The sequence below is a fragment of the Aquimarina spinulae genome, assembly GCF_943373825.1.
GTDB lineage: Bacteria > Bacteroidota > Bacteroidia > Flavobacteriales > Flavobacteriaceae > Aquimarina > Aquimarina spinulae.
Genome location: NZ_CALSBP010000002.1, coordinates 744,464 through 766,951 on the forward strand (window position 1 = coordinate 744,464; position 22,488 = coordinate 766,951).

The 22,488-nt window shown below is 32.6% G+C and carries 22 protein-coding genes; 5 read left to right on the forward strand and 17 right to left on the reverse strand.

The genetic code is table 11. From position 1 onward, the window contains the following. Positions 1-7: 7 nt before the first annotated feature. Positions 8-808: an aldolase/citrate lyase family protein gene (locus NNH57_RS08860; protein WP_074408743.1), complete on the reverse strand. Its 801-nt coding sequence runs from the start codon at positions 806-808 to the stop codon at positions 8-10. Positions 809-812: 4 nt separating this feature from the next. Further along, positions 813-1,616, reverse strand: a complete 804-nt coding sequence (hpaH, locus tag NNH57_RS08865; protein ID WP_074408744.1) for a 2-oxo-hept-4-ene-1,7-dioate hydratase — start codon at positions 1,614-1,616, stop codon at positions 813-815. 125 nt (positions 1,617-1,741) lie between these two features. Between hpaH and NNH57_RS08870 the strand changes: the two genes are divergently transcribed. After that, positions 1,742-2,653, forward strand: coding sequence for an AraC family transcriptional regulator (locus tag NNH57_RS08870; protein ID WP_074408745.1), 912 nt, complete (start codon positions 1,742-1,744; stop codon positions 2,651-2,653). 51 nt (positions 2,654-2,704) lie between these two features. Here NNH57_RS08870 and NNH57_RS08875 read toward each other — a convergent pair whose 3' ends face one another. After that, complete coding sequence (locus tag NNH57_RS08875; protein WP_074408746.1) at positions 2,705-3,001, reverse strand: hypothetical protein; 297 nt, start codon at positions 2,999-3,001, stop codon at positions 2,705-2,707. Between the two features lie 513 nt (positions 3,002-3,514). Here NNH57_RS08875 and NNH57_RS08880 point away from each other — a divergent pair. Then, a complete protein-coding gene (locus tag NNH57_RS08880) occupies positions 3,515-5,749 on the forward strand; it encodes a penicillin-binding protein 1A (protein ID WP_108807860.1) in 2,235 nt (744 codons plus the stop codon). Between the two features lie 28 nt (positions 5,750-5,777). Here NNH57_RS08880 and NNH57_RS08885 read toward each other — a convergent pair whose 3' ends face one another. The 4 genes from NNH57_RS08885 to NNH57_RS08900 all read right to left on the reverse strand — a co-directional run bounded on the left by NNH57_RS08885 (position 5,778) and on the right by NNH57_RS08900 (position 9,281). After that, a complete protein-coding gene (locus NNH57_RS08885) occupies positions 5,778-6,350 on the reverse strand; it encodes a phosphatase PAP2 family protein (RefSeq protein ID WP_074408748.1) in 573 nt (190 codons plus the stop codon). A 22-nt stretch (positions 6,351-6,372) separates the two neighbouring features. After that, positions 6,373-6,600, reverse strand: coding sequence for a hypothetical protein (locus tag NNH57_RS08890; RefSeq protein WP_074408749.1), 228 nt, complete (start codon positions 6,598-6,600; stop codon positions 6,373-6,375). A 74-nt stretch (positions 6,601-6,674) separates the two neighbouring features. Continuing rightward, positions 6,675-7,760, reverse strand: a complete 1,086-nt coding sequence (locus NNH57_RS08895; RefSeq protein WP_082994939.1) for an OmpA family protein — start codon at positions 7,758-7,760, stop codon at positions 6,675-6,677. Between the two features lie 150 nt (positions 7,761-7,910). Next, positions 7,911-9,281 carry an MATE family efflux transporter gene (locus tag NNH57_RS08900; protein ID WP_074408751.1) on the reverse strand — a complete coding sequence of 457 codons (1,371 nt, stop codon included), beginning with the start codon at positions 9,279-9,281 and terminating at the stop codon, positions 7,911-7,913. A gap of 117 nt (positions 9,282-9,398) precedes the next feature. On the opposite strand from NNH57_RS08900, the gene NNH57_RS08905 reads away from it, so the two are divergent. Beyond that, complete coding sequence (locus NNH57_RS08905; RefSeq protein ID WP_074408752.1) at positions 9,399-9,764, forward strand: hypothetical protein; 366 nt, start codon at positions 9,399-9,401, stop codon at positions 9,762-9,764. Between the two features lie 58 nt (positions 9,765-9,822). On the opposite strand, the gene NNH57_RS08910 is transcribed toward NNH57_RS08905, so the two are convergent. Further along, positions 9,823-11,211 (reverse strand): M20/M25/M40 family metallo-hydrolase, encoded by a 1,389-nt coding sequence (locus NNH57_RS08910; RefSeq protein ID WP_074408753.1) that lies wholly within the window; start codon positions 11,209-11,211, stop codon positions 9,823-9,825. A gap of 19 nt (positions 11,212-11,230) precedes the next feature. After that, positions 11,231-12,109: a PPK2 family polyphosphate kinase gene (locus tag NNH57_RS08915; protein WP_074408754.1), complete on the reverse strand. Its 879-nt coding sequence runs from the start codon at positions 12,107-12,109 to the stop codon at positions 11,231-11,233. A 416-nt stretch (positions 12,110-12,525) separates the two neighbouring features. On the opposite strand from NNH57_RS08915, the gene NNH57_RS08920 reads away from it, so the two are divergent. Both NNH57_RS08920 and NNH57_RS08925 read left to right on the forward strand, forming a co-directional pair. Next, positions 12,526-13,245 carry a class I SAM-dependent methyltransferase gene (locus NNH57_RS08920; RefSeq protein ID WP_108807810.1) on the forward strand — a complete coding sequence of 240 codons (720 nt, stop codon included), beginning with the start codon at positions 12,526-12,528 and terminating at the stop codon, positions 13,243-13,245. Between the two features lie 208 nt (positions 13,246-13,453). Further along, positions 13,454-14,476 carry a beta propeller repeat protein gene (locus NNH57_RS08925; protein WP_132066074.1) on the forward strand — a complete coding sequence of 341 codons (1,023 nt, stop codon included), beginning with the start codon at positions 13,454-13,456 and terminating at the stop codon, positions 14,474-14,476. A 95-nt stretch (positions 14,477-14,571) separates the two neighbouring features. Here NNH57_RS08925 and NNH57_RS08930 read toward each other — a convergent pair whose 3' ends face one another. The 8 genes from NNH57_RS08930 to NNH57_RS08965 form a co-directional block, all read right to left on the reverse strand. Next, complete coding sequence (locus tag NNH57_RS08930; RefSeq protein WP_132066076.1) at positions 14,572-15,093, reverse strand: hypothetical protein; 522 nt, start codon at positions 15,091-15,093, stop codon at positions 14,572-14,574. A gap of 116 nt (positions 15,094-15,209) precedes the next feature. Further along, positions 15,210-16,373 (reverse strand): sigma-54-dependent transcriptional regulator, encoded by a 1,164-nt coding sequence (locus NNH57_RS08935; protein ID WP_074408758.1) that lies wholly within the window; start codon positions 16,371-16,373, stop codon positions 15,210-15,212. Continuing rightward, on the reverse strand, positions 16,373-17,269 hold the full coding sequence (locus NNH57_RS08940) for a DUF6268 family outer membrane beta-barrel protein (protein ID WP_074408759.1): 897 nt from the start codon (positions 17,267-17,269) through the stop codon (positions 16,373-16,375). Before NNH57_RS08940 ends, NNH57_RS08935 begins: the two co-directional genes overlap by 1 nt. Before the next feature lie 38 nt (positions 17,270-17,307). After that, positions 17,308-18,210 carry a mechanosensitive ion channel family protein gene (locus NNH57_RS08945; protein ID WP_373419393.1) on the reverse strand — a complete coding sequence of 301 codons (903 nt, stop codon included), beginning with the start codon at positions 18,208-18,210 and terminating at the stop codon, positions 17,308-17,310. Positions 18,211-18,214: 4 nt separating this feature from the next. Beyond that, positions 18,215-19,513, reverse strand: a complete 1,299-nt coding sequence (locus NNH57_RS08950; protein ID WP_074408760.1) for an ABC transporter permease — start codon at positions 19,511-19,513, stop codon at positions 18,215-18,217. After that, positions 19,506-20,435 (reverse strand): ABC transporter ATP-binding protein, encoded by a 930-nt coding sequence (locus NNH57_RS08955; protein ID WP_074408761.1) that lies wholly within the window; start codon positions 20,433-20,435, stop codon positions 19,506-19,508. Before NNH57_RS08955 ends, NNH57_RS08950 begins: the two co-directional genes overlap by 8 nt. Positions 20,436-20,755: 320 nt before the next feature. Continuing rightward, the gene (gene dnaJ, locus NNH57_RS08960) at positions 20,756-21,868 is read right to left on the reverse strand and encodes a molecular chaperone DnaJ (protein ID WP_074408762.1); all 1,113 of its coding nucleotides are present in this window, start codon (positions 21,866-21,868) and stop codon (positions 20,756-20,758) included. Positions 21,869-21,874: 6 nt separating this feature from the next. Next, positions 21,875-22,420, reverse strand: a complete 546-nt coding sequence (locus NNH57_RS08965) for a nucleotide exchange factor GrpE (RefSeq protein WP_074408763.1) — start codon at positions 22,418-22,420, stop codon at positions 21,875-21,877. Between the last annotated feature and the right edge of the window lie 68 nt (positions 22,421-22,488).

The following is a 22,488-nucleotide window of genomic DNA, read 5'->3' on the forward strand; positions in this document are numbered from 1 at the left end:
TCACAAATTAGTAGTGTGTATTTGACGTATTATTCTTTTGTTCTGGTTTATAATCTTCGGCTAATCCTTTTGCTGCTTTTGCTAATAAAAGAGTATCAATCCCAACTCCAATCATATTAGCACCATGCTCACTATAATAGTTGACAATTTCTTTTGAGACAGACAGGAAACCGGCTGTTTTTCCTTTAGTCTTAATACGCTGAATAGCTTTTACTATTACCTCTTTTACTTTTGGGTGGTTAGGTTGTCCCAAATACCCCATGGATCCAGCTAAATCTGCTGGCCCTATAAATACTCCATCTACTCCATTTACTGCTAAGATTTCTTCTAAATTATTAATTCCCTGAACAGATTCTACCTGGCAGATCAAACACATTTCATTATTAGCATCTAGAAAGTAATCATTGGTTCTATTCCATTTTGATGCTCTTGCCAATGCTGTACCTATACCTCTACATCCTTCAGGGGGATACCGCATTGCCTTTACAAGTTCTTCTGCCTGGGATGCACTTTCTACCATAGGAACTAACAAACTTTGCACTCCCATATCCAAAAGTTGTTTTATAAGTACCGAATCCCCAACAGGTGGGCGAACAACAACCTGCACATCATATGCAGCCATTACTTGCAGTTGTGTCTGAATAGTTCGTAAATCAAATGGAGCATGCTCCCCATCAATTACAATCCAATCAAATCCAGAACCAGCCAAAACCTCTGCTGTAATGGTATCTACAATACCATTCCATATACCATAAATGGTTTCACGATTACATACTGCTTCTTTGAATGTGTTTTTAGAAATTTTCATGGTATTACATAAAATTACAAGTTATTTTTCCCAGTGAATTATAATCAACGGTAATAGTATCCCCGGCTTTTACAATAACCGGACGTGTAAAAGAGCCTGCCAAAATGATTTGTCCTGCGTCTAACGTTATATTATGTCTTGCATATTTTTTTGCTAACCAGATGACCCCTTTGGCAGGATGATCAAGTACCGCTGCAGCAACACCAGACTCCTCGATAGTTCCATTTTTGTATAATAATGCAGCTACCCATCTTAAATCTATATCTCGAGGATTAATTCTGGTATTGCCCAAAATAATCCCTGCATTCGCTGCATTATCCGAAATTGTGTCTTTAACAGTTCTAACATAATTGGTCTTGGGATCTACTCGATAAGTACGTGCTGCAATAAGTTCTAGTACAGGCACTACATAATCTGTTGCATCCAATACATCTTCTACTGTAAGAGTATCGCCAAAAAGTGGTTTTTTTAGTACAAAAGCTAGCTCTACCTCTATTCTAGGGTCCAAAAAATCAGAAGTTTTTATCTCACAACCATTTTCATAAACCATATTGTCTAATAGTGTTCCATAGTCCGGTTCATTGATATTCATGGCGACTTGCATTACCTTTGAAGTAAGCCCAATTTTATATCCAACTACTTTTCTACCTTCTTTTTTTTTGATATTAACCCACTCTTCCTGAATTTGATAGGCATCATTGATATCCATCTCGGGAAAATAATTTGTTGTGGCTACTACCTGTTTTTTATTTTTTTCTGAATCATGTAATCGATTTGCTTCCTCTTTTATTTGTAATGAAGTTAACATAGTATAATTTATTAGTTGCAATCTCGTTTATTTAAAAACAAAGTAGATTCATAAAAGTGCTATAATTGTTGTACTTTTTGTTTTTTCATTATTATTAATGCAGCATAATGAGTTATTTTTGATGTATGAAAGATAAAGATTTGATTCGATTAGATAAATTCTCGGATAAAAAAGATTTACCCTTTTTTATGCGTCCCTTACTTCATGAAAAAAACAGAAATAGAAAAAACAGAGATCCACATCGTCATACATATCATGAGGTTATTTATTTTAAATCTGGTGAAGCACTTCAGAACATAGACGATGAGCTTGTTAATCTAAAAACTCCAAACACTTTTTATTTAATAGAGCGAGGGCAGGTACACGACTTTATTAAAGGAAAAAACATGCAAGGTTTTCTAATTCGTTTTGATAGTGAACTTATTCCTTTTCAAACTACAATCGACAACATCTCTTTTTTATCAATAATTCATAATATATCCAAAGTAAATACAATTGTTTTAGACAAAGATGATGTATCACATTTTGAAGCAATTTTGGATCAACTTCATTATGAGTATTTATGCCCTTTATATTCTTATGGGAGAAGGAATACAATCGTTTTTTTATTACTCACTTTATTAGTGAAATTACAACGAAAATGCAATGAAATCAATAGTGGTAATCAAAATTTAAATCAATCTTATGAGAAAAAGATGTATTATAAATTTCTAGAATTATTAGAACTCAATTTTTCTAGTTATCACGAATGTGATTTTTATGCTCAGGAGTTAGGTTTATCGAATAGAAAACTAACCGAAATTACAATGCTCGTTAATGGGTCCTCAAGCAAGAAAATAATTATTGATCGCATAATTATTGAAGCAAAACGATTACTTCTTTATAGCCAAATCAGCTCGAAAGAAATCTCTTTTATATTAGGCTTCGAAAGCCCTTCATATTTTAGTAGGCTTTTTAAAAACAAAACAGGAGAATCTCCAAATTCTTATAAAAAAAATATCAAAAGTAAAGAGAATGTATACTTCGAAAAAAAATGATCTTTATTTATTCACCATCTTATCTAAAATGATGACATAATAGCCTTAAGATTACTTATCATCAATACCTGCAACCTGGTCTTTACTCACTTCTTCAGGAATATTATCGCCAGCACTTACACTTTCTTCTTCCTCTTCAAAGCTTTCCATAGTATCTGCCAGACGTTTGCTAATTTTAACCAAATAGATCGTCTCTTCTGTTCTTACTTCTACAGCTTCTATTGCTTCATTATGTTGGTTTCTAAAATGAACAATATCTCTATCATTATAGCCATCGGGAAACTTTTCTACTAGTAGGTTTAAAATATCTTTGTTAAGTTTTTTGTAGTCAACAATTACTCTTTTCATAGGACTCACAGGTTTAAGAATTAATTCTATACTTTACATATTTCAAATAGCATTTTTTTTGCTAAATGCTATTATCTCGATTATAAATCTTGGTGTATTTTTTATTCATTTACTCCAAGTAATTTTCAATTGAGCGTATATTATTTCACTGAGTAATTTGTTACTACAAGTCTAAATAAAAAAAATGAAACTTTTAAGAAATCAACTTTAAAAATCAATTATTTTTTTTAAATTTTTACTTGTTAAAAGTTTTAAATTTTTATTTGATTACAGGGTATTTTTAGACAAACTTAAACTTACTATATTTTCTATCGGTATCATTCTACCAGGAAATGCGCCAAAGCAGCTATTAATGTTCTTATTGCAATGCAAAAACTCCTTATTACTATTTCGTTGCCTTTTTCGTTATTCATGATAATATGCGATATTCATTCAAAATTTCAGAAAAAACAAGAAACCTATATCTCCTAATAATATGGCATTTTCGACGTTATGTATGTCGGTATTATGATTATGATAAAGACAATATTTAAGAAAAAATGGGTAAAATGGTTATTCTATACCATTGGTGCGTTCATTTTCTTCAGCATTTGCTTTTATGCTAGTATATATTTTGGTTTTTGGGGTAAATTACCTGATAAAGAAGAATTAGGTTCTTTAAAACAGGCCGAGGCCACTCAAGTACTGGATAAAGATGGTCATATGATTGGTAAATATTATATCTATGATAGACAACCCATATCATACGAGGATTTACCTCAGCACCTTATAGATGCACTAGTAGCTACAGAAGATGTACGTTTTTATGAACATGATGGTGTAGATAACACAAGCTTATTACGTGTGTTTTTTAAGACCATTTTACTTCGGGATAAATCTTCAGGAGGAGGAAGTACCATAACTTTACAATTGGCAAAAAATCTCTTTGGAAGAAAAAAATATAAATTATTTAGTACCGTAATCAATAAATTGAAAGAATCTTTTGTTGCCAAAAGAATAGAAGATATATATTCAAAAAAAGAGATTCTCACACTATATTTTAATACTGTTCCGTTTCCAGATAATACTTACGGAATTGAAAGTGCTGCCCAGAAATTCTTTAATAAATCCACTCATCAATTAACACTCTCTGAAGCTGCCACACTGGTTGGGACACTTAAAGCCAACCATAGTTATAATCCAAGACTGTTTCCCGAAAGAAGCCAGCTAAGAAGAGATGTTGTACTTCAACAAATGGTTAAATATGGATACCTAAGTGCTCATCGATCAAATCAAACTATGAGTCAGCCTATCGTTATGGATTATCAACACTTTAATCACGACCTTGGATTGGCACCTTATTTCAGAGAAGAAGTAAAAAAAGAATTGATCAATATCTTAGAGAAACATAAAAAACCAGACAGCACTGTTTATGATATCTATAATGATGGTTTGATTGTACACACTACGCTAGATTATAAAATGCAGGTTTTGGCAGAAGAAGCTATGAAAGAACATATGCAAGTTTTACAAAACGATTATGAAAAATCTTTTGGTAGTGCTGCTCCCTGGAAGACCGATAAAGATCTTGTTCAAAATGCGATCAAAAGTCTTAAAATCTATTCGATATACAAGGAACAAGGGTTGACAGAAGCACAAATTGAAGATTCTCTTTCTGCAAAGAAAGACATAGAACTATTCGAGTGGAGCGGCAACATTACCAAAAAAATATCTTCTCTGGATAGTATACAACATTATTTAAAATTTCTGAATACCGGAATGATTGCTATCGAACCAACAACGGGTGCAGTACAAGCATATCTGGGAGGGATTGATTATCGTTATTTTAAATATGACCATGTTTCGCAAAGCGAAAGACAAGTCGGATCTACTTTTAAACCTTTTGTATATACCACTGCTATAGAAAATGGCATGAAACCTTGTTCTTATTTCTCGACAAAAGAGATTACCTACACAAATTTAGACAACTGGACCCCTAAAAATGCTTCAGAACGAAATGATCCATATCTTAATTTTACACTAGAAAAAGCACTCAGTAACTCTGTTAATACTATTGCGGTAAAGGTGCTCAATAAGGTTGGTATTCCCAAAGTTGTAGATCAGGTAAGAAAACTGGGGATCACTGCTATACTTTCAGAAGAACCTGCAATGGCATTAGGTACAGATGGTATCAAATTAAAAGAATTGGCCGGAGCATATGCAAGTTATGTAAATGAAGGTAAAAGTGTGAAGCCTTATTATATTTCGAGAATTGAAGATAAAAATGGCCGTTTAATTGCTACTTTCGAACCTGAAATAGCTGAGGCTCCTGCTTATAGTAATTACACCAGGCAGGTGCTTTTAGAAATGATGAAATCTACTGTAGAGCAAGGTACTGCAACCAGACTTAGAGCGACCTATAACCTTAAAAACGATATTGCAGGAAAAACAGGAACTACCCAAGATAATAAGGATGGGTGGTTTGTAGGGATCACCCCAAATCTGGTAACGATCACCTGGGTAGGAAATGATAATTATAATATTGGTTTTAAAACTACTGCTTTGGGACAGGGAGCCAATACTGCACTACCAATTTTCGCCAAATTGTATCAAAAGATGAATCTGGATAGTACATTTGATCCTATTACAAAAAGTAAATTTGAAGAAAGCTCAAAAGAAGTTTTAAAAGATTTGGATTGTAAACCCGAAAAAAGAGATAATTTCTTTAAGCGTCTTTTTGGGAAAAAGAAGAAAAAGAAGAGGTTTTAAACTAGACTATATCTGAGCCTACTTCTGATCATTCGACTTCTCCGTATTTTTTTACCAGAAATGTATGTAGCTTAAACGCTCCCACTCCCAATAAAATACCTATTGCCATACCAGTGACAATATCGCCCGGATAATGTACTCCTATATAAATTCTGCTATAACTAACAACAATTGACCATACCACCATAAATGGAAAGATATATTTTAGGTGTTTTCGTAAGGCTAATCCTGTAAAAAAAGCTAACGCCATAGAGCTAGCTGCATGACCAGAAAAATATCCATGTCGTCCACATCGTTCTGCAATAAAACGTGTAAACTCTGCTACCCCATCTGCTCTACATGGCCGTGGTCGCATAAACAACACATTTTTGAACAAATTTGATAGTTGATCGGTAGCAGTAATTAGTAATGCGACAACCACCAGTGTAATGATCGTACCTCTAATTCCAAAATATTTATAGAAAAAAATAAGTAATACTAGATACAGAGGAATCTGGTACAGTTTCTCTGTCATAAATAACCAAAATCCATCCCATGCAGATGAACCCAGGTTATTGAGATATAAAAAAAGTTCTTTATCTAATTGTATGAGATCTTCCATTGTTATGGTCGTTTATCTATTTTTATTCGTCGTAACGTTCTATTTCACGATCATAAAAATCGTTAGCAGTTTTAAAAAGATTTTCTGTTTCCTCTAACAATTCTTTTTCATCATTTTTGTCAAACTCTTCAAGCCATTCTATTTCATCATTTTCCAGATTGATAATACATCTCGGAAACTCTGTATGAATTACAAAAATAGCATCTGGATAATCAGTATTATCGCCTAGTAAGAATTTTGGGAAGTCCATAATGAATACTTAAAATTTCAAAGTTTCAAAGGTACTATCTTTTTTAAGGAAATCAGAAAATTATTAGGGAACTACTATTCAATTTTAATTTCTACTCTGTTGTTTGATTCTGGATCCAAATTAGAATCTGCAGTAACAACGGGCATAGTATCTCCAGCTCCTACTATTTCGATTAAAGATTGGTCTATACCTTGCTCAACAAAATATTTTTTCACATTACTTGCTCTCATTGCAGACATGATTTCGTTTTCAAAAGATGAACCGGCATCATCTGCATGGCCAATAATTTTAACTTTGTTTACTTTAAATATAGTTACATATTGAATATAAGAATCTAATGCCTCTTTAATTTCTTTGTATGCTTCGCTTTCACCTACCAAGAACTCTACAGGTGAAAAATCAAGAGCCATATCACATACCTGGTTAGATGTAAGGTTTTTGGTATTCTTCATTTCCATTAGCAAGACATCATCTACAAAATAGTAGGCTGTGTCAAACCCTCCTCCTTTTACAGATTTTCCTTTTGGGCTATCTGAGAAATATCCTAAAGAAATAAATTTTTCTGTTCCTTTTGCTCTATATACTCCACAAACTTTAGTCCATCCCTTGGTATTACATACCATTTTGGAGGATTCTATATTTAAAGGAAATCTAGAAGTCGTAGTTATTTTTGGCCTTCTGGCAGTAAAATATGATCCAATAGATGAAGTACAGGAATTCGAGATACCTTCTCCTAAAGAGACATACATATGAAAATAGTAATATTTCCCCTTGGATAATGGTTGTTTTAATTTGGCAGTTACTCCTTCTTTATAAGGGCCACCAGCAATATACATTCCTACTTTACCTTCTCCTGTTCTGGGCTCCTGTGTTCCAAACTGCTTTAAAAAATTTGGCGATTTATGAATAAATCTAATATCTGCTAATCTAGGGTGATAAGCATCCGGAGAATTAATTGTAGCTTTCCAATCCTTAACAATTCCAAAGTTTTGCATCTCCATATCCAGTCGTGAAATAGCTGCATTTGTAGCTTCGAAACTAGGGTTAGGAATAAGATTTTGATTTTTACTATGAACAAAGTTTTGACTTATACTACTCTGTGTAACCAATATGGTAAGCGTTACAAGCAGTAGACAAAATCTAGAATTTGGGACTCTCATATTTTGTATTCTCTTTTTTTGGAAAGATAGTTAATTATTCGTTAATACCAAATAAACGTAATAAGTATGAAAATGGTATTTGGTCTTTATTTTTATTTAAAAATTTATTCCTAAAGCCTTGATTTGACAGGCAAAAAAGAGGTTATAATTTTAATTTTTATGAATTAAACCTTTGGTCAAAGCATTAAATCTAAGGTATAGAAGTAATGCAGAAACAGAAAGACCTGCCAGCAATCCAATCCAAATTCCTGAACTTTTATATTCGGTATATAATCCTAAATAATAGCTAATAGGAAATCCTACTACCCAATATGCAATGAACGTAATTAAAGTAGGAATTTTAACATCTTGCAGACCTCGCAAGGCTCCTAGTACAGTAACTTGTATCCCATCAGAAATTTGAAATAATGCAGCGATAACTAATAGCTTTGCTGCAATGGTAATCACCTCGGTATTATCTGCTATATTTTCTGTATCTTCTATATCAAGATATATTCGGGGTAGTAAATCGTTAAACAGAATAAATAATAAAGCAAACACCACTGCTAATAAAAACGTGAGCAGGAATATTGAAATTGCTATTCTTCTTAGGTCTATAAAATGCTGAAGTCCTTTTTGATTACCTACACGTACCATTGCAGCCACACTTAATCCCATAGCTATCATAAACGTCATAGAAGATAGGTTTAATGCAATTTGATTAGCTGCCTGAGAGTTTTTACCTAAAATACCTGATAACCATATCGCAGCAGTAAAAATTGCCACTTCAAAAAACATTTGTAATGCAGAAGGAAATCCTAAGGCTATTATTCTGTTTATCATTTTTCTCTCTAGTGAGAAAAACTTGATATGAGTAACATACGAGGTAGATTTTTCTTTATTTTTTAGAAAAACCCATAAAAAGATAACCATTACAAACCTTGAAGCTAATGTCCCAACGGCTGCTCCTACTATTCCCATTTGCGGAAAACCAAATTTACCGAAAATCAATACATAATTGAGGGCTATATTTACCAAATTAGCAACCAAAGTTGCATACATAGGATACTTGGTCATAGACAATCCATCTGAAAATTGCTTTAATGCCTGAAAACTTACTAGAGGAATCAAAGAAAAAGCGACCAGATCCAGATATGGTATTGCCAGTTCAACCACCTCTGGAGGTTGTTTCATTAAATACATCAATGGTTTTGCTACAAGTATCAACAAAAATAATGCAATTCCTAATGTAGTACATAGAAATAACCCATGTTTAAATGCAGATTTACCACTAGCAAAATTATTTTCTCCATCTGCCTCTGCTACCAATGGTGTTATTGCAGTAGAAAACCCTATCCCCAAAGACATTGCTATAAACATAAAACTATTACCCAGAGATACAGCTGCCAACTCTGCCGTACCTAACTGTCCCACCATAATATTATCGACTAAGCCTACAAAAGTATGTCCCAACATACCCAACATTACTGGTGTAGCCAACTTTAGATTATATCGAAATTCTTTAGTGTATTGTTGTAGCATTTTACAATTTTGAAGACGCAAAGGTATTAGAACAGAAATAAACTAAATGATTCTTATCGTATATTTAACGTTATTTAACCTGGATTATGTATGGGTTTAGTTTTTTAAGTGAAAAGTATGTTAGAAATTGTAAATCCTGAAAAAGAAGTTAAGCAAAGAAACGGTACCCGGGTTTATCTTATTATAACCAGTATTGTTTTTGGAATATTGATATTACCATCGATCCCTATGATTATGATGTCTGCCATGCTATTTGATAGTCCAGAGTCTGAGAATAGTCTTCCTACTATTATTTTGGCAATAAGCCTGGTTTTTTATCCTATTATTGCTTGTATTAGTATTGCTATCTCCTGGTTTCTATTTGTTAGAAAAAAATATCTTCTTGCCATAGTCTCTGCCAGTTTACCAATTCTAAATATCGGTATTGGTATCATCGCTATTATTTTCCTTTTTGCGCTTTGCGATGGTAATTTAAATTGTTAGACAAAGAAAGTTTCGAATAAAATAACATTTTATTTTTAAAGGAACTATTCTAACCATATCATTTCACACCATATTTATCAAAAAGATATATCAAACTGGTCATTGTAGCAGCACCTAATTCGAGTTCTCGTTTATTAACGGCGTCAAAAGTATCATTCTTTGCATGATGATAATCAAAATAACGTTGTGAATCTGGTCGTAATCCCGCAAGTACAATTCCATCTTTTTTAAGTGGCCCGATATCGGCACCGCTTCCACCTTGAGTGAAAGAATGTATCAGATAGGGTTCGAAAAGAGGTTTCCAGCCTTGTACCTGGGCAAAATTAGCATCATCACAATCAAACGAGAAGCCTCTGGGGGTAAATCCTCCAGCGTCACTTTCTAAAGCAAAAACATGATTTTCGCCTTTATCTTTAGCTACTTTTGCATATTTTTTACCACCCCGTAATCCGTTCTCTTCGTTCATAAATAATACTACGCGAATAGATCGTTTAGGTTTATATCCTATTTCTTTAAATAGTCTCAATACTTCCATAGACTGTACTATTCCTGCCCCATCATCATGAGAACCATCGCCCAGATCCCAAGAATCTAAATGCCCACCAACAACCATATATTCTTTAGGAAATTCACTTCCTGTAATTTCAGCAATCACATTGTATGATTGCACATCTTTCCAGGTGCGGCAGTTCATATTAATATGAAATTTAATTTTAGGATTTAATGTTAACATAGAGCTTAACAAATCTGCCCCATTAGTACTTATTGCTGCAGCAGGAATTTTATCTATATCTTTCAGGTCACCATAACTCATTGATCCTGTATGAGGGAAATCATCTAGCCTCAGGTTCATAGAACGAACAAGTACTCCTACAGCGCCAAACTTAGCTGCTTCTGCTGCTCCAGAATATCGTTGATCTACACATCCTCCGTAAGCTCTAAATGTTTCGATAAGATCTGCTTGCATAGGCCTGTTAAAGAACACTATTTTCCCTTCAATCTGAGCTGTGCCTAGTTTTTTGAGTTCTTCTAATCCTTTAACTTCTACAATAGGTGCTTTAATACCTCCTATTGATGTTGGTACAGAACCTCCTAATGCGCAAATTGGCACATTAGTCGTTATACCTGGTTCTGTTTCGATATAGGCAAATTCTGTTACTCCACGAGTCCATTTTGGTACCATTACTGGTTGTAACCATACTTTATCCAAGCCTAGTTTTTTTAACTCTCTTTCTCCCCATTCTACAGCTAGTTGAGCATTTACAGAACCCGAAAGTCTCCCTCCGATCTGATTAGAGAGGTAATCCAGCCATGCATAACTTTTACCATCAAGTAGTGAGGTATCATATATTTTTTTTAATGTAACGGCATCTTCTTTTACTTCATTCTGTGCAAAGCTATTAAGTGATAAAATTGCAAAAATGATGGGGATTATAGTTCTTACCATAATATTTTCTTAAACTTTTTTATTCGTTCTCTAATTCTTGTTTATACAAATCCAGATTCGCTTTTGTTTTGTTATCTAATTCTGGTTCTTGTATATCATCATATTCTTTTAATGTTGTATATAAAGTTTTTGCTACAATATATCGTGCTACGGGTTTATTATCTGCCGGAATCACATACCACGGGGCATGTGGTAAAGAAGTTCTATTTATAGCATCCTGATAACAATCTTGATATTGATCCCAAAGTTTACGCTCTTTTAGATCGCCTGCAGAAAACTTCCAGTTTTTTTCTTTCTTCTCTAGTCTGCGAAGTAACCTGTTCTTCTGTTCTTCTTTTGATAGATGCAAATAAAATTTATAAATCAAAGTACCATTTTCGGCAATATGTTTTTCAAAATTTCGAATTTGTTCAAAGCGTTGCTCCCAAAATGCATCATTAATATCTTCGACTGTATTGATATGAGGTATATTTTCTCCCATTATATATTCTGGATGTACTCGTGTTACCAAAACATTTTCGTAATGTGTTCTATTGAAGACTCCAAATTTTCCTCGTTGTGGCAAAGCGATATAGTGTCTCCATAAATAGTCATGACCTAGTTCTAACGCTGTAGGCACCTTAAAGCTGTGAACGATAATACCACGAGTATTGAAATCTTTAAATACTTCTCTAATCAAACTATCCTTACCTGCCGTATCCATACCCTGAAGACAAACCAGCACAGCATACTTGCCATGGGCGTATAAAGTATCCTGAAGCTTTCCTAATTTCTCACGTGTTTCTTCGAGTTCTTTCTCTATTTTTTTCTCGCTCTCATTAAGGTCAAAGGTGGTTGGGATTTTGGATAATTCTATGGTATTAGACACCATAAAATCTTTGTGATTTATCTTCTTCATACTATGATTTGTGTTATCACCCGAAAGATACTAAAGTTTTGGGTTTGTAGGAAAATAGTTTAGTCCTATCCTACATTAATTTACTCTACCCATAGAGAATTGATAGAATCTAACGTTTTACCATGTGTTTCTCAATATTGATTCTACATTATCATTCATCAAAATCATATATAGTTAATTAACAACATTTAAAAAAACATTCTCTTAACATTTTTTCACTTTATCTCAATAAAATTTGTTCTTTTTTTAAGATATACAGATGAATAAATTGTATAATAATTTGTAAATTTAAAGATATCTTCAAGATATAATCTTAATTATAATTGAAGTTTATCCGTTTACAAAAATACCTCCTGTTTTTAAATTGCTCATTTATTACATTATTATTTTTCTAAAATTTATTAAGAGTAAGTTGAATGAAAGAAAATAATTTAAATACCATTTGGAATGATTGCACAGAATCTTGGCATGGTAAAACCTATCTGCAACCAATAATTCCGATAATTTCTGATTATTTATTCACAAAGAAAAATTACAATTCTCTATTAGATTTTGGATGTGGTTATGGCAAACAATCTTTTATATTTAACAAATATGGCTATAAGGTAACAGGGTTAGATAGTAGTTTAGAACGAATTACAAAAGCTAAACTCGAATTTCCTCATATCAATTTTCTTTGTTACAAATTTGAGGACAAACTTCCTTTTAAAGATAATTCCTTTGACATTATATATTCTCATAGTGTTCTTCAATATGTTGATCATCCATTATTTCTTAAAGAATGTAATAGAATATTGAAAAAAGATGGCAGTATTATATTAATTGAAAACTTAAAAAATAATCCAATAACAAGGGTTGGTAGGGTATTTTTAAAATTAACAAATTTCAAGTTTCAATCTTATCCTTGGAATCATTTCACAATAAAAGAATTTACTAATACCAAAAAACAATTTGACAACTCAAGTTTTAATGTATTTTATTTATTATCACCATTAGCATACATCAAGCCATTCAAAAAAAAATTCTCTTTTTTTTCTAAAATCGATGATCATCTATTAAAAGTTAAGTGTTTAAGAAATTTTGCTTGGTTAAGCCTTTTTATTGGACAAAAAAAAACTTGTGATGATAGCAAATAAATATTGGTCAAAAAAAAATAAGATAGTATACATTTTTCATTTTTTAATCGATATTTATCGATCAAATAAAATAGTTGAACTTATTTCTTTTATAATTTGGGAACTTAAATATTGTTTATCATTATATGATAAAAATGAAATCATACAGTTTTTAGAAAAAAAACCTTTACTCTACCTTAAAGATATTAACAGTGTTTATATAAATTTATTGAATACAAAGTTATATACCTGTACAAATAATTGGCACATTGTTTTTAAATGTAAATCAAATATTCTTTGGGGATGTTTATATGAGGACAAAGCCACTTTATATAGACTTTCATCAAAAAATGAACTTATAAAATGTTTTACTTTTAGTAATAATCTTGAAGGTTTATTTATTGATAGATCTGATAATATTTTTGTTTGCGTACAAGGAATATTATACAAATCCATAAATAAAGGAATTACTTTTACTAGAGTTCTTAAATTATCAACATCTAAAAGCTATTTTCGTCGGGATGCTATTACTGAAAATCCAAATGGCGAGCTATTCTTAGGAGAATATGCTAACATTATGGTAAAAAACAAATGGAAATTTGTTGGTTACATTTACCACTCTTCTGATCATGGTAATAGTTGGTATAAAATAGATTTTTTAAAGAAAGCTGGGATAAATAAGCATGTACATATATTAAAATGGATCAATCTATATAAAGGTTTGGTATTAACTGAAGGAGATAATAAAAAAGGAATTTGGATAAATAATTCCAAAACTCAATTTAACCATATTTCTAAATTATCTAATTCTGGTTGGAAGAAAGTACATAAATTTCATATTCAAAAAGGTGGATATACAGGAATTACAGAGGTAGGAAATTCTATCTTATTCGGAACAGATTATAATGGTGGTACAAATTATTTGATAAGTACAGAAGACATGAAAAAGTTTAATGCTAAAGTTATACCAAACCCATATAGAAGAGGAACATTTCAACGTATCATTGTTAGAAAGCACGCAAATTCAAACCCTGAAATATGGGCAAATATTAGGTTTAAGAGTAGCGATAAGATAAAAAGTTTAATCATGTTATCCGTTGATTTTGGAAAAACCTGGAGGAAAATAATAGAATATAGCGGTAAACGATTTAAAATTGATATAATTAGTGACTCTGTTCGCATAAGTAAAGAACACTATGTTAGAATAATTGACACTACCAGCAATCAATCTACAACATTGGTAATTACTTAGGGATTTTAAAAAATAACCTGATTTGATGTTACATTTTAATAGCCTTAACTGGATCTAATAAAACTCTTATGTGCAGTATTTTTTTTACAAAAAATCTACCTAGCATAAAAATCATAGCTAAATCCAACCATAAACGTATCATATCTACGTCCTAAACTCTTAACATTAAGTTCTGCAAAAATATGTACAGGGATAGAAATCTGATGTAATGCCCTTATTTTAATTTGTGCTCCATGGTTAAAATTTCCTGTTCTAAACCCCAGAAAAGCATCCTTTTCAATTGCTTCAAATTCGTCTGAATCATTACCTACATATCCTATTCCGGCTGTTATTGTAGTAGGATACCAATTAAATAAAATTAAATTTACTCCAATTCCCAGTTCATTATATCCTTCATATTCTTGATCAGCGCCTATAGCAAATGAACGATTGTATTCTCCTAAAAAAGTAGTGTAACAATTAAAAGCATATTCTATTCTGACTCCTAGTGCTAATTCATTTTCGAGCCCAAAACTTTTTGCTGCTGCAAACCCATAGTTAGTTGCTCCCGGATCATATTGAGCAGAAGACATATAAGGTATACATAACAATGAAGTCAACAATAAAATTCTTCTCATTATTTTGGGCATATACTAGAATTGGTCGTAATATAAGGTGTATTAATTACAACAATTGTTTTCATCAAAAAATATAATCGATTGCTATAACTATATAAAAAGATAAAGATTAATAATTACTTAGTAGCAAATAGTTTTACATCTTCTTCACTTACTTCGTTACCTCCAAGAATAATTAAACGTTCGACCACATTGCGTAGTTCTCTAATATTACCTGTCCAATCATATTGCTGTAATTGTTTTATGGCTTTGGCAGAAAACGTTTTAATAGGTGATCCTTGTTCTCCCGATATTTTTTCAGCAAAATACTCTATCAATAAAGGAATATCATCTCTTCTATCATTTAATGCCGGAACTTTTACCAAAATCACTGCCAATCTGTGATAGAGATCCTCTCTAAATTTATTTTCTGCTATTTCTTTCTTTAAATCTTTATTTGTAGCAGCAACTACACGTACATCTACTTTGATATCTTTATCGCTACCTACTCTTTGTATTTTATTTTCCTGTAGTGCTCTAAGTACTTTTGCTTGTGCAGAAAGGCTCATATCTCCTATTTCATCAAGAAATATCGTTCCTCCATTAGCAGCTTCAAACTTACCGGCACGATCTTTATTCGCCGATGTAAAAGCTCCTTTTACATGTCCAAAAAGTTCACTTTCTATTAATTCCCCGGGTATTGCTGCACAGTTTACTTCTATCATTGGTCCTTTTGAGCGATCGCTTTTTTGATGAATCCAGTGCGCGACTAATTCTTTACCTGTACCATTAGGGCCGGTAATTAATACTCTTGCATCTGTTGCAGCAACTTTTTCGATGATGTTCTTGATATCAGAAATAGCTTTTGATTCTCCAATCATTTCATAATTTTTGGAGACTTTTTTCTTAAGCATTTTATTCTCTACGACCAGTTCCTTACGATCCAAAGCATTACGTACTGTATTGAGTAAACGGTTAAGATCTGGCGGTTTAGAGATATAATCAAAAGCACCTAATCTCATTGTATTTACAGCAGTATCCAGATCTCCATGACCAGAAATCATGACAATAGGAATCTCGGGTTTTATCTTTTTTATAGCCTCTAATACTTCTACCCCATCCATTTTTGGCATTTTGATATCACAAAGTACAAGATCATAATCTTCTGCTTTGATTTTTTCTATACCAGAAAGTCCGTCTTCCGCTTCAAAGACTTCGTATTTATTATTTTCTTCAGATAAAATTTTTACAAGAACCCTACGGATTGCTGCTTCGTCCTCGATTACTAATATTTTTGCCATTATATTTTTAATTTTATTCCGCCACGAAAATAGAATGTATTTTTATCATTGATTGCTAATACATTTTCTTGATTACCATCTCGCAAACGAATTTCATTACTTAATGTATATCCTGCATATGTGTAAAACAATAAGTGTTCCGTAAAATAATATTCATATCCCAATGCTCCCATAACATTAAACATCGATACATTTTCTATTACTTTTGTTTCTCCGTTCTCATCTACATATGCTTTGTTATTTCGCAAATTACCATAAAAACGATCGAACCCCACAAAAGCCTGGAGTGTACTTTTTTCACTAAAAAAATATTTAATATTTGTTTTAGGAGTCCCAATAGCATACGACCAACTTTGATGAAATCTTTTATAATAATTAATGATAGGAAGTGGGAAATTAAGACTAGCGGGATTAGTATACTGCACTCCTACAATTAAACGAGCCGTTTTTGGTTCTTGTACATTTTTATACGTCTTTACAAAATACAAAGATCCTCTATATCTAAAATCATCTCTTTCTACACCAGACCCTTCAAAATTAGATGAAATTCCAACTCCGAATTTAGTACCAAACCTCCAATTATTTTTCATCTTAAATGTATACCCCAACTCTATAGCTGCAGTATGAAAACTATTTAAGTCTCCCTGATCATCAAACCCTAACTCGTCATCTATCTCTATGTTATTAAATCTATATTGTGCACCGATTACCAGATAAGTTCCTTTATCATCCATTTTAATAGGATAATTAGCCGAAATTCTAAACCGACTATAAACATTATCACTATCGGCTTGTGGGATATATGTATATTCGATTCTTGCTAAATCAGTACTCTGACAACGTATACCGTTTAAGCTATAAAGTAGTATGCATATAAAAATCAGGCTCTTTCTCATTTATGGGGCGTATGTTATGCTTTTTTATCCGTTTTTCTTCATTCTTTTATAATCGTAACCTCACGTTGTGGGAAAGGAATATTAATCTTATGTTCTCTAAACAAACGATCTATTTCAAATCTAATCTCACTTTTAGGAACTCCCGATTGAAAACTATCATCAATAGTAAAAATTACTTTAAAATTTAATGAGCTATCTGCAAAATCTGTAAATAAAACCATTGGAGGTGGGTCTTTTAGCACATTTGAATTAGAAGATGCTGCCTTAATCAGTAACTCTTTCACCAATTGTGTATCGCTACCATAAGCAACACCGACAGAAACAGATTCTCTGGTTACTGTTCCGTTTTGAGTCCAGTTATATAAGGACGAGGACATATATTTATGATTAGGGATAATTAAAACTTTATTATCTATGGTTACTGCTCTAGTCGTTCTTAATTTTATTTCTTCTACTCGTCCTACTTTACCATCTAACTCTATAATATCACCTACATGTACCGTTTGATCTATAAAAATAAATATACCGGATAAAATATCCTGAATAAAAGTTTGTAATGCAAGACCTACACCAACTAATAATGCGGCAGAAGCAGCAAATATAGCAGTGATATTAAATCCAATACTATCTAAAGCAAAAAAGATAACAATGAGATAAATAAAATATTTCGAAAAAGAGAATACCGATTCAAACTTAAGTTTATCCTGACTCTGCATTTTACGGGTAAAAACTCTCTTTGTAAGTTTTAAGAAAACCGAAGTAATAACAAAAACCAATATCACAAAAAACAATAAACCTACAGTAAGTACAAAAGGATGTTCGTCTGTTCCGAAATGAAAAATTTCATAACTGAAAAATTCTTGCAGAGTATCCCAAATATTTTTAGGAATAACTTCTTTTACCTGCTCTTTTACTTGTTCTGTAATTTCTTCCTGCATCATAGCGTTAATATTTCATCCACTTAAATAACTCTTTATAGCTTGGTTTTTTACCATACATAAGTATTCCTATCCTATATATTTTTCCTGCCATCCATGTGATAAAGATAATACTTCCTACTAATAGAAGCATAGAAATCAATACTTCCCACCAGGGTACCCCAAAAGGTATACGCATTAACATCACTATTGGAGAAGTTAAAGGAATCATAGAAAATATTGTAGACACTGTACCATGAGGATTTTCTATTACAGAAAAGAACCCTACATAAATCCCCAGCATTAGTGGCAAGATAATAGGTAACATAAATTGTTGCGAATCGGTTTCACTATCTACAGCTGCACCTATGGCAGCATAAATCGAACTGTACAAAAAGTATCCTCCTATAAAATAAATAAAAAAAGACAGCACCAAAGTTCCTAATGGAAGTTTCATGATATCCTGAAGTATTAGTTGTATTTCTTGCTGACTATCTCCTTGCATAGCTATCGATTGATCTATACCTACAGGTTGCGGATCTATCCCAAAAACCGAAGATACTACAGCAAGTAACACTCCGCCCAAAATCACCCAGATGAGAAACTGAAGAATCCCTGCAAAAGAAGTTCCCAGAATTTTACCCATCATAAGCTGTAATGGTTTTACAGAAGAAATGATAATTTCTATAATTCGATTAGATTTTTCTTCGATAACAGATCGCATTACCATATTACCATAAATGATAATAAACATCATTAAGAAATACCCTGCTACACCACCAAAAATCATTTTTATATAACTAGACATCTTTGATGTTTTCTCTCCAGAAAAGTTTTCTATTAGAATATTTACTTTGGCTTTTGAGTTCTCTATAGCATCCAGATCCAACCCTTTTTCTTCAAAATTTTGGTTGGTTAACTTATTGGCTATAATTTTTTCAATTCTATTAAGTATTGAAATACTTGGTGCTTCATCTGCATAAAACTGTATTGATTTAGCAAGTTCACTATTAGAGCTTTTCTTTGGCACATACAATAGTCCATCAAGTTTTTTAATAACTACAGAATCTTTTGCATCGTTTAAAGTTAGATGACTATAATCTATATAGTCGACATCACCAGAATCTTTAAAATCTGTACTAAACAATCCCGTTTCATCATAGAATGCAACTTTACGAATTTCATCATTGTTTAAAGTCGCAAGCCAGGCAATTAAAGAAATCATACCTACCATGATCAAAGGACTTAAAAAAGTCATCACTACAAAGGTCCTATTGCGAACTCGAGCTATAAATTCTCTTTTGATAATTAATTTTAGATTACTCATTCTCTGTAATGGTTTTAATAAATATCTCGTTAACTCCTGGGATCACTTCATTAAATCTCATTACTTGACCTTTATCTGATAAATACTGTAATAATTCATTCGAGGATGTATTATTATCTAAAGTTATTTTCATTTTCAATTGATCATCAATTGTTTTAAAATCTGCGGGGGCCACATCAAATTTACCTTGTAATGTGGTATATAAATCGGTGCTATTTTCGGTTAAAACACCTACTTCAAATGTATTAGATTTATAAGCTCTCTTTATATCGGTTACCTTGCCTTCTAATATTTTTTTAGACTTATTAATTAGAGCAATATGATCACATAATTCTTCTACACTTTCCATTCGGTGAGTAGAAAATATGACTGTTGCTCCTTCATCCCGTAGTTGTAGAATTTCATCTTTAATAACATTAGCATTTATGGGATCAAAACCGCTAAAGGGTTCATCAAAAATTAGCAACTTAGGTTTATGAAGTACCGTGACAATAAATTGTACCTTTTGTGCCATTCCTTTAGAAAGCTCTTGTATTTTTTTGTTCCACCAATGTGAAATATCAAATTTATCAAACCAATATTTCAAACGTTCTTTAGCTTCGGTTTTACTAAGCCCTTTAAGTTGAGCCAAATACAATGCTTGCTCACCTACTTTCATAGATTTATACAAGCCTCTTTCTTCTGGCAGATAACCAATATCTCTAATATGTTGTGGTTTTAGCAGTTCATTATCCAGATATACACTTCCTTTATCAGGCAAAGTGATTTGATTAATGATTCTAATTAGTGTGGTTTTGCCAGCTCCATTAGGTCCAAGTAATCCAAATATACTTCCTTTAGGTACCTGAATTGATACATCTTGCAATGCAGTAAAGTTTCCAAATTGTTTTGTGGCCTGTTGTACCTCTAAAAGATTAGCCATAGATAGTAAAATATGATTGTAGTTTAATATGAAACCCGAATGATACGAAAACTTAAAAACTTATGCTAATTATGTTAATGATTAATAAGATAAAATAGCAATAAATTTGGTCTATCTTTTTTTAGCCTAGATTATGCAAGTACATAATTCTAAAAACAAAACCCACCCTAAATACAAGTATTAAGGATGGGAAAAAAATTGCTATGAAAAAGAAAAATTATCACTAAATGCGCTAGTGATGTCTCAAATATACGAATTTTTCTTAATCAAACGTTAATAGAATTATAATGATTCAAAGTGGGGCGAATCATATAATTTAACTACGAAAACATATCTTTTACTTTTTCAAAAAATGACTTATCCCCACTATCGGGGCTAGGTCTAAAATGATCATCTTTAGCCATTTTTTCAAAAAATTCTCGTTGTTCTTTGCTCAGGGCTTTTGGTGTCCATACATTAACATGTACCAAAAGATCCCCTTTTCCGTAACCGTTAAGACTCGGAATTCCTTTTCCTCTCAATCTCAAAATCTTACCACTTTGCACTCCGTCTTCTATCTTAATTCTCACTTTACCGGATACGGTATCAATTTCTCTGGATGCTCCTAAAACAGCTTCAGAAAAACTAATGTATAGATCATAATGCAAATTATTTCCTTCTCTCTGTAATTCGGGATGTTCCTGCTCTTCTATAGCGACCAAAAGATCTCCTGCGATTCCATTACCAGAAGCTTCATTACCTTTTCCTGCAACTTTAAGCTGCATCCCATCTTCTACTCCTGCGGGTATTTTTATGCTTACCGTTTCTTCTATAGCTTTTAAACCTTGAGCATCTGCATCGGCAGGCCTGTGATCTATTGTCTGGCCGGCTCCTCCACAGGCAGGGCACGGAGAAGACGTTTGCATTCGCCCTAATATTGTATTAGTAATTCTGGTTACTTGTCCTGCTCCGTTACATGTACTACATGTCTTATAGGTAGTACCTGGTGCTTGAATTTTTCGTTTTACCTTAATCTTCTTTTCAACACCATTTGCGATTTCCTCTAATGTAAGTTTAACACGAATACGAAGGTTACTTCCTTTAGCTCTGCGTTGTCTTCCGCCTCCGCCGCCAAAACCGCTAAAGCCACCAAATCCACCGCCAAAAATATCACCAAACTGACTGAATATATCGTCCATATTCATTCCACCACCGCCGCCAAAGCCACCACCTTCAAAAGCCTGGTGCCCATACTGGTCATAACGTGCCTTTTTATCAGGATCGCTCAAAATTTCATATGCCTCTGCAGCCTTTTTAAATTTTTCTTCGGCAGTCTTATCCCCTGGGTTTTTATCGGGGTGATATTCTATAGCTTTCTTACGATACGCTTTTTTTATTTCAGCTTCTGTAGCATTTTTGCTAACACCTAATATGTCATAAAAATCTTCCTTCATAATTTCTTATTGACCAGTCACAACTTTTGGAAAACGAATCACTTTCTCTCCCAACTTATATCCTTTTTCTATAACGTCTACAATCTTTCCTTTTAGATCATCATTTGGAGCAGGTATTTGGGTAATTGCCTCATGATCATCAGCATTAAAAACATCTCCTGCAGACACCTCTACTTCAGATAAACCTTTGTTTTTTAAAGTTTCCTTCAGTTTATTATGGATTAGCCCTACCCCTTTAATAAGCGCTGTATCTTCTGATTTCTCAATTTCTTTTAATGCACGATCAAAATCATCTAATACAGGCAACATCGACTGTATAACATCCTGACTTGCAGTCTTAAACAATTCTAAACGTTCTTTAGAGGTTCTTTTTTTATAATTTTCAAACTCGGCAAAAAGTCTTAAAAACTTATCTTTTTCCTTTTCAAGTTCTTCTTTTAGTAGTGTTTCTGCATCTACTACCTCTTCTTTCTCTGTCTCTTCAACAGGAGCATCAAGTACTTCTTCTACTTGATCTTTTACATCTTCAGTGTTTTTATTTTTCTTACTCATGTAACTCGTACCTTTTATACGTTTTCATTTTGAATCAGCAAAAGTACTGCCATTTTTGAATTAATGTC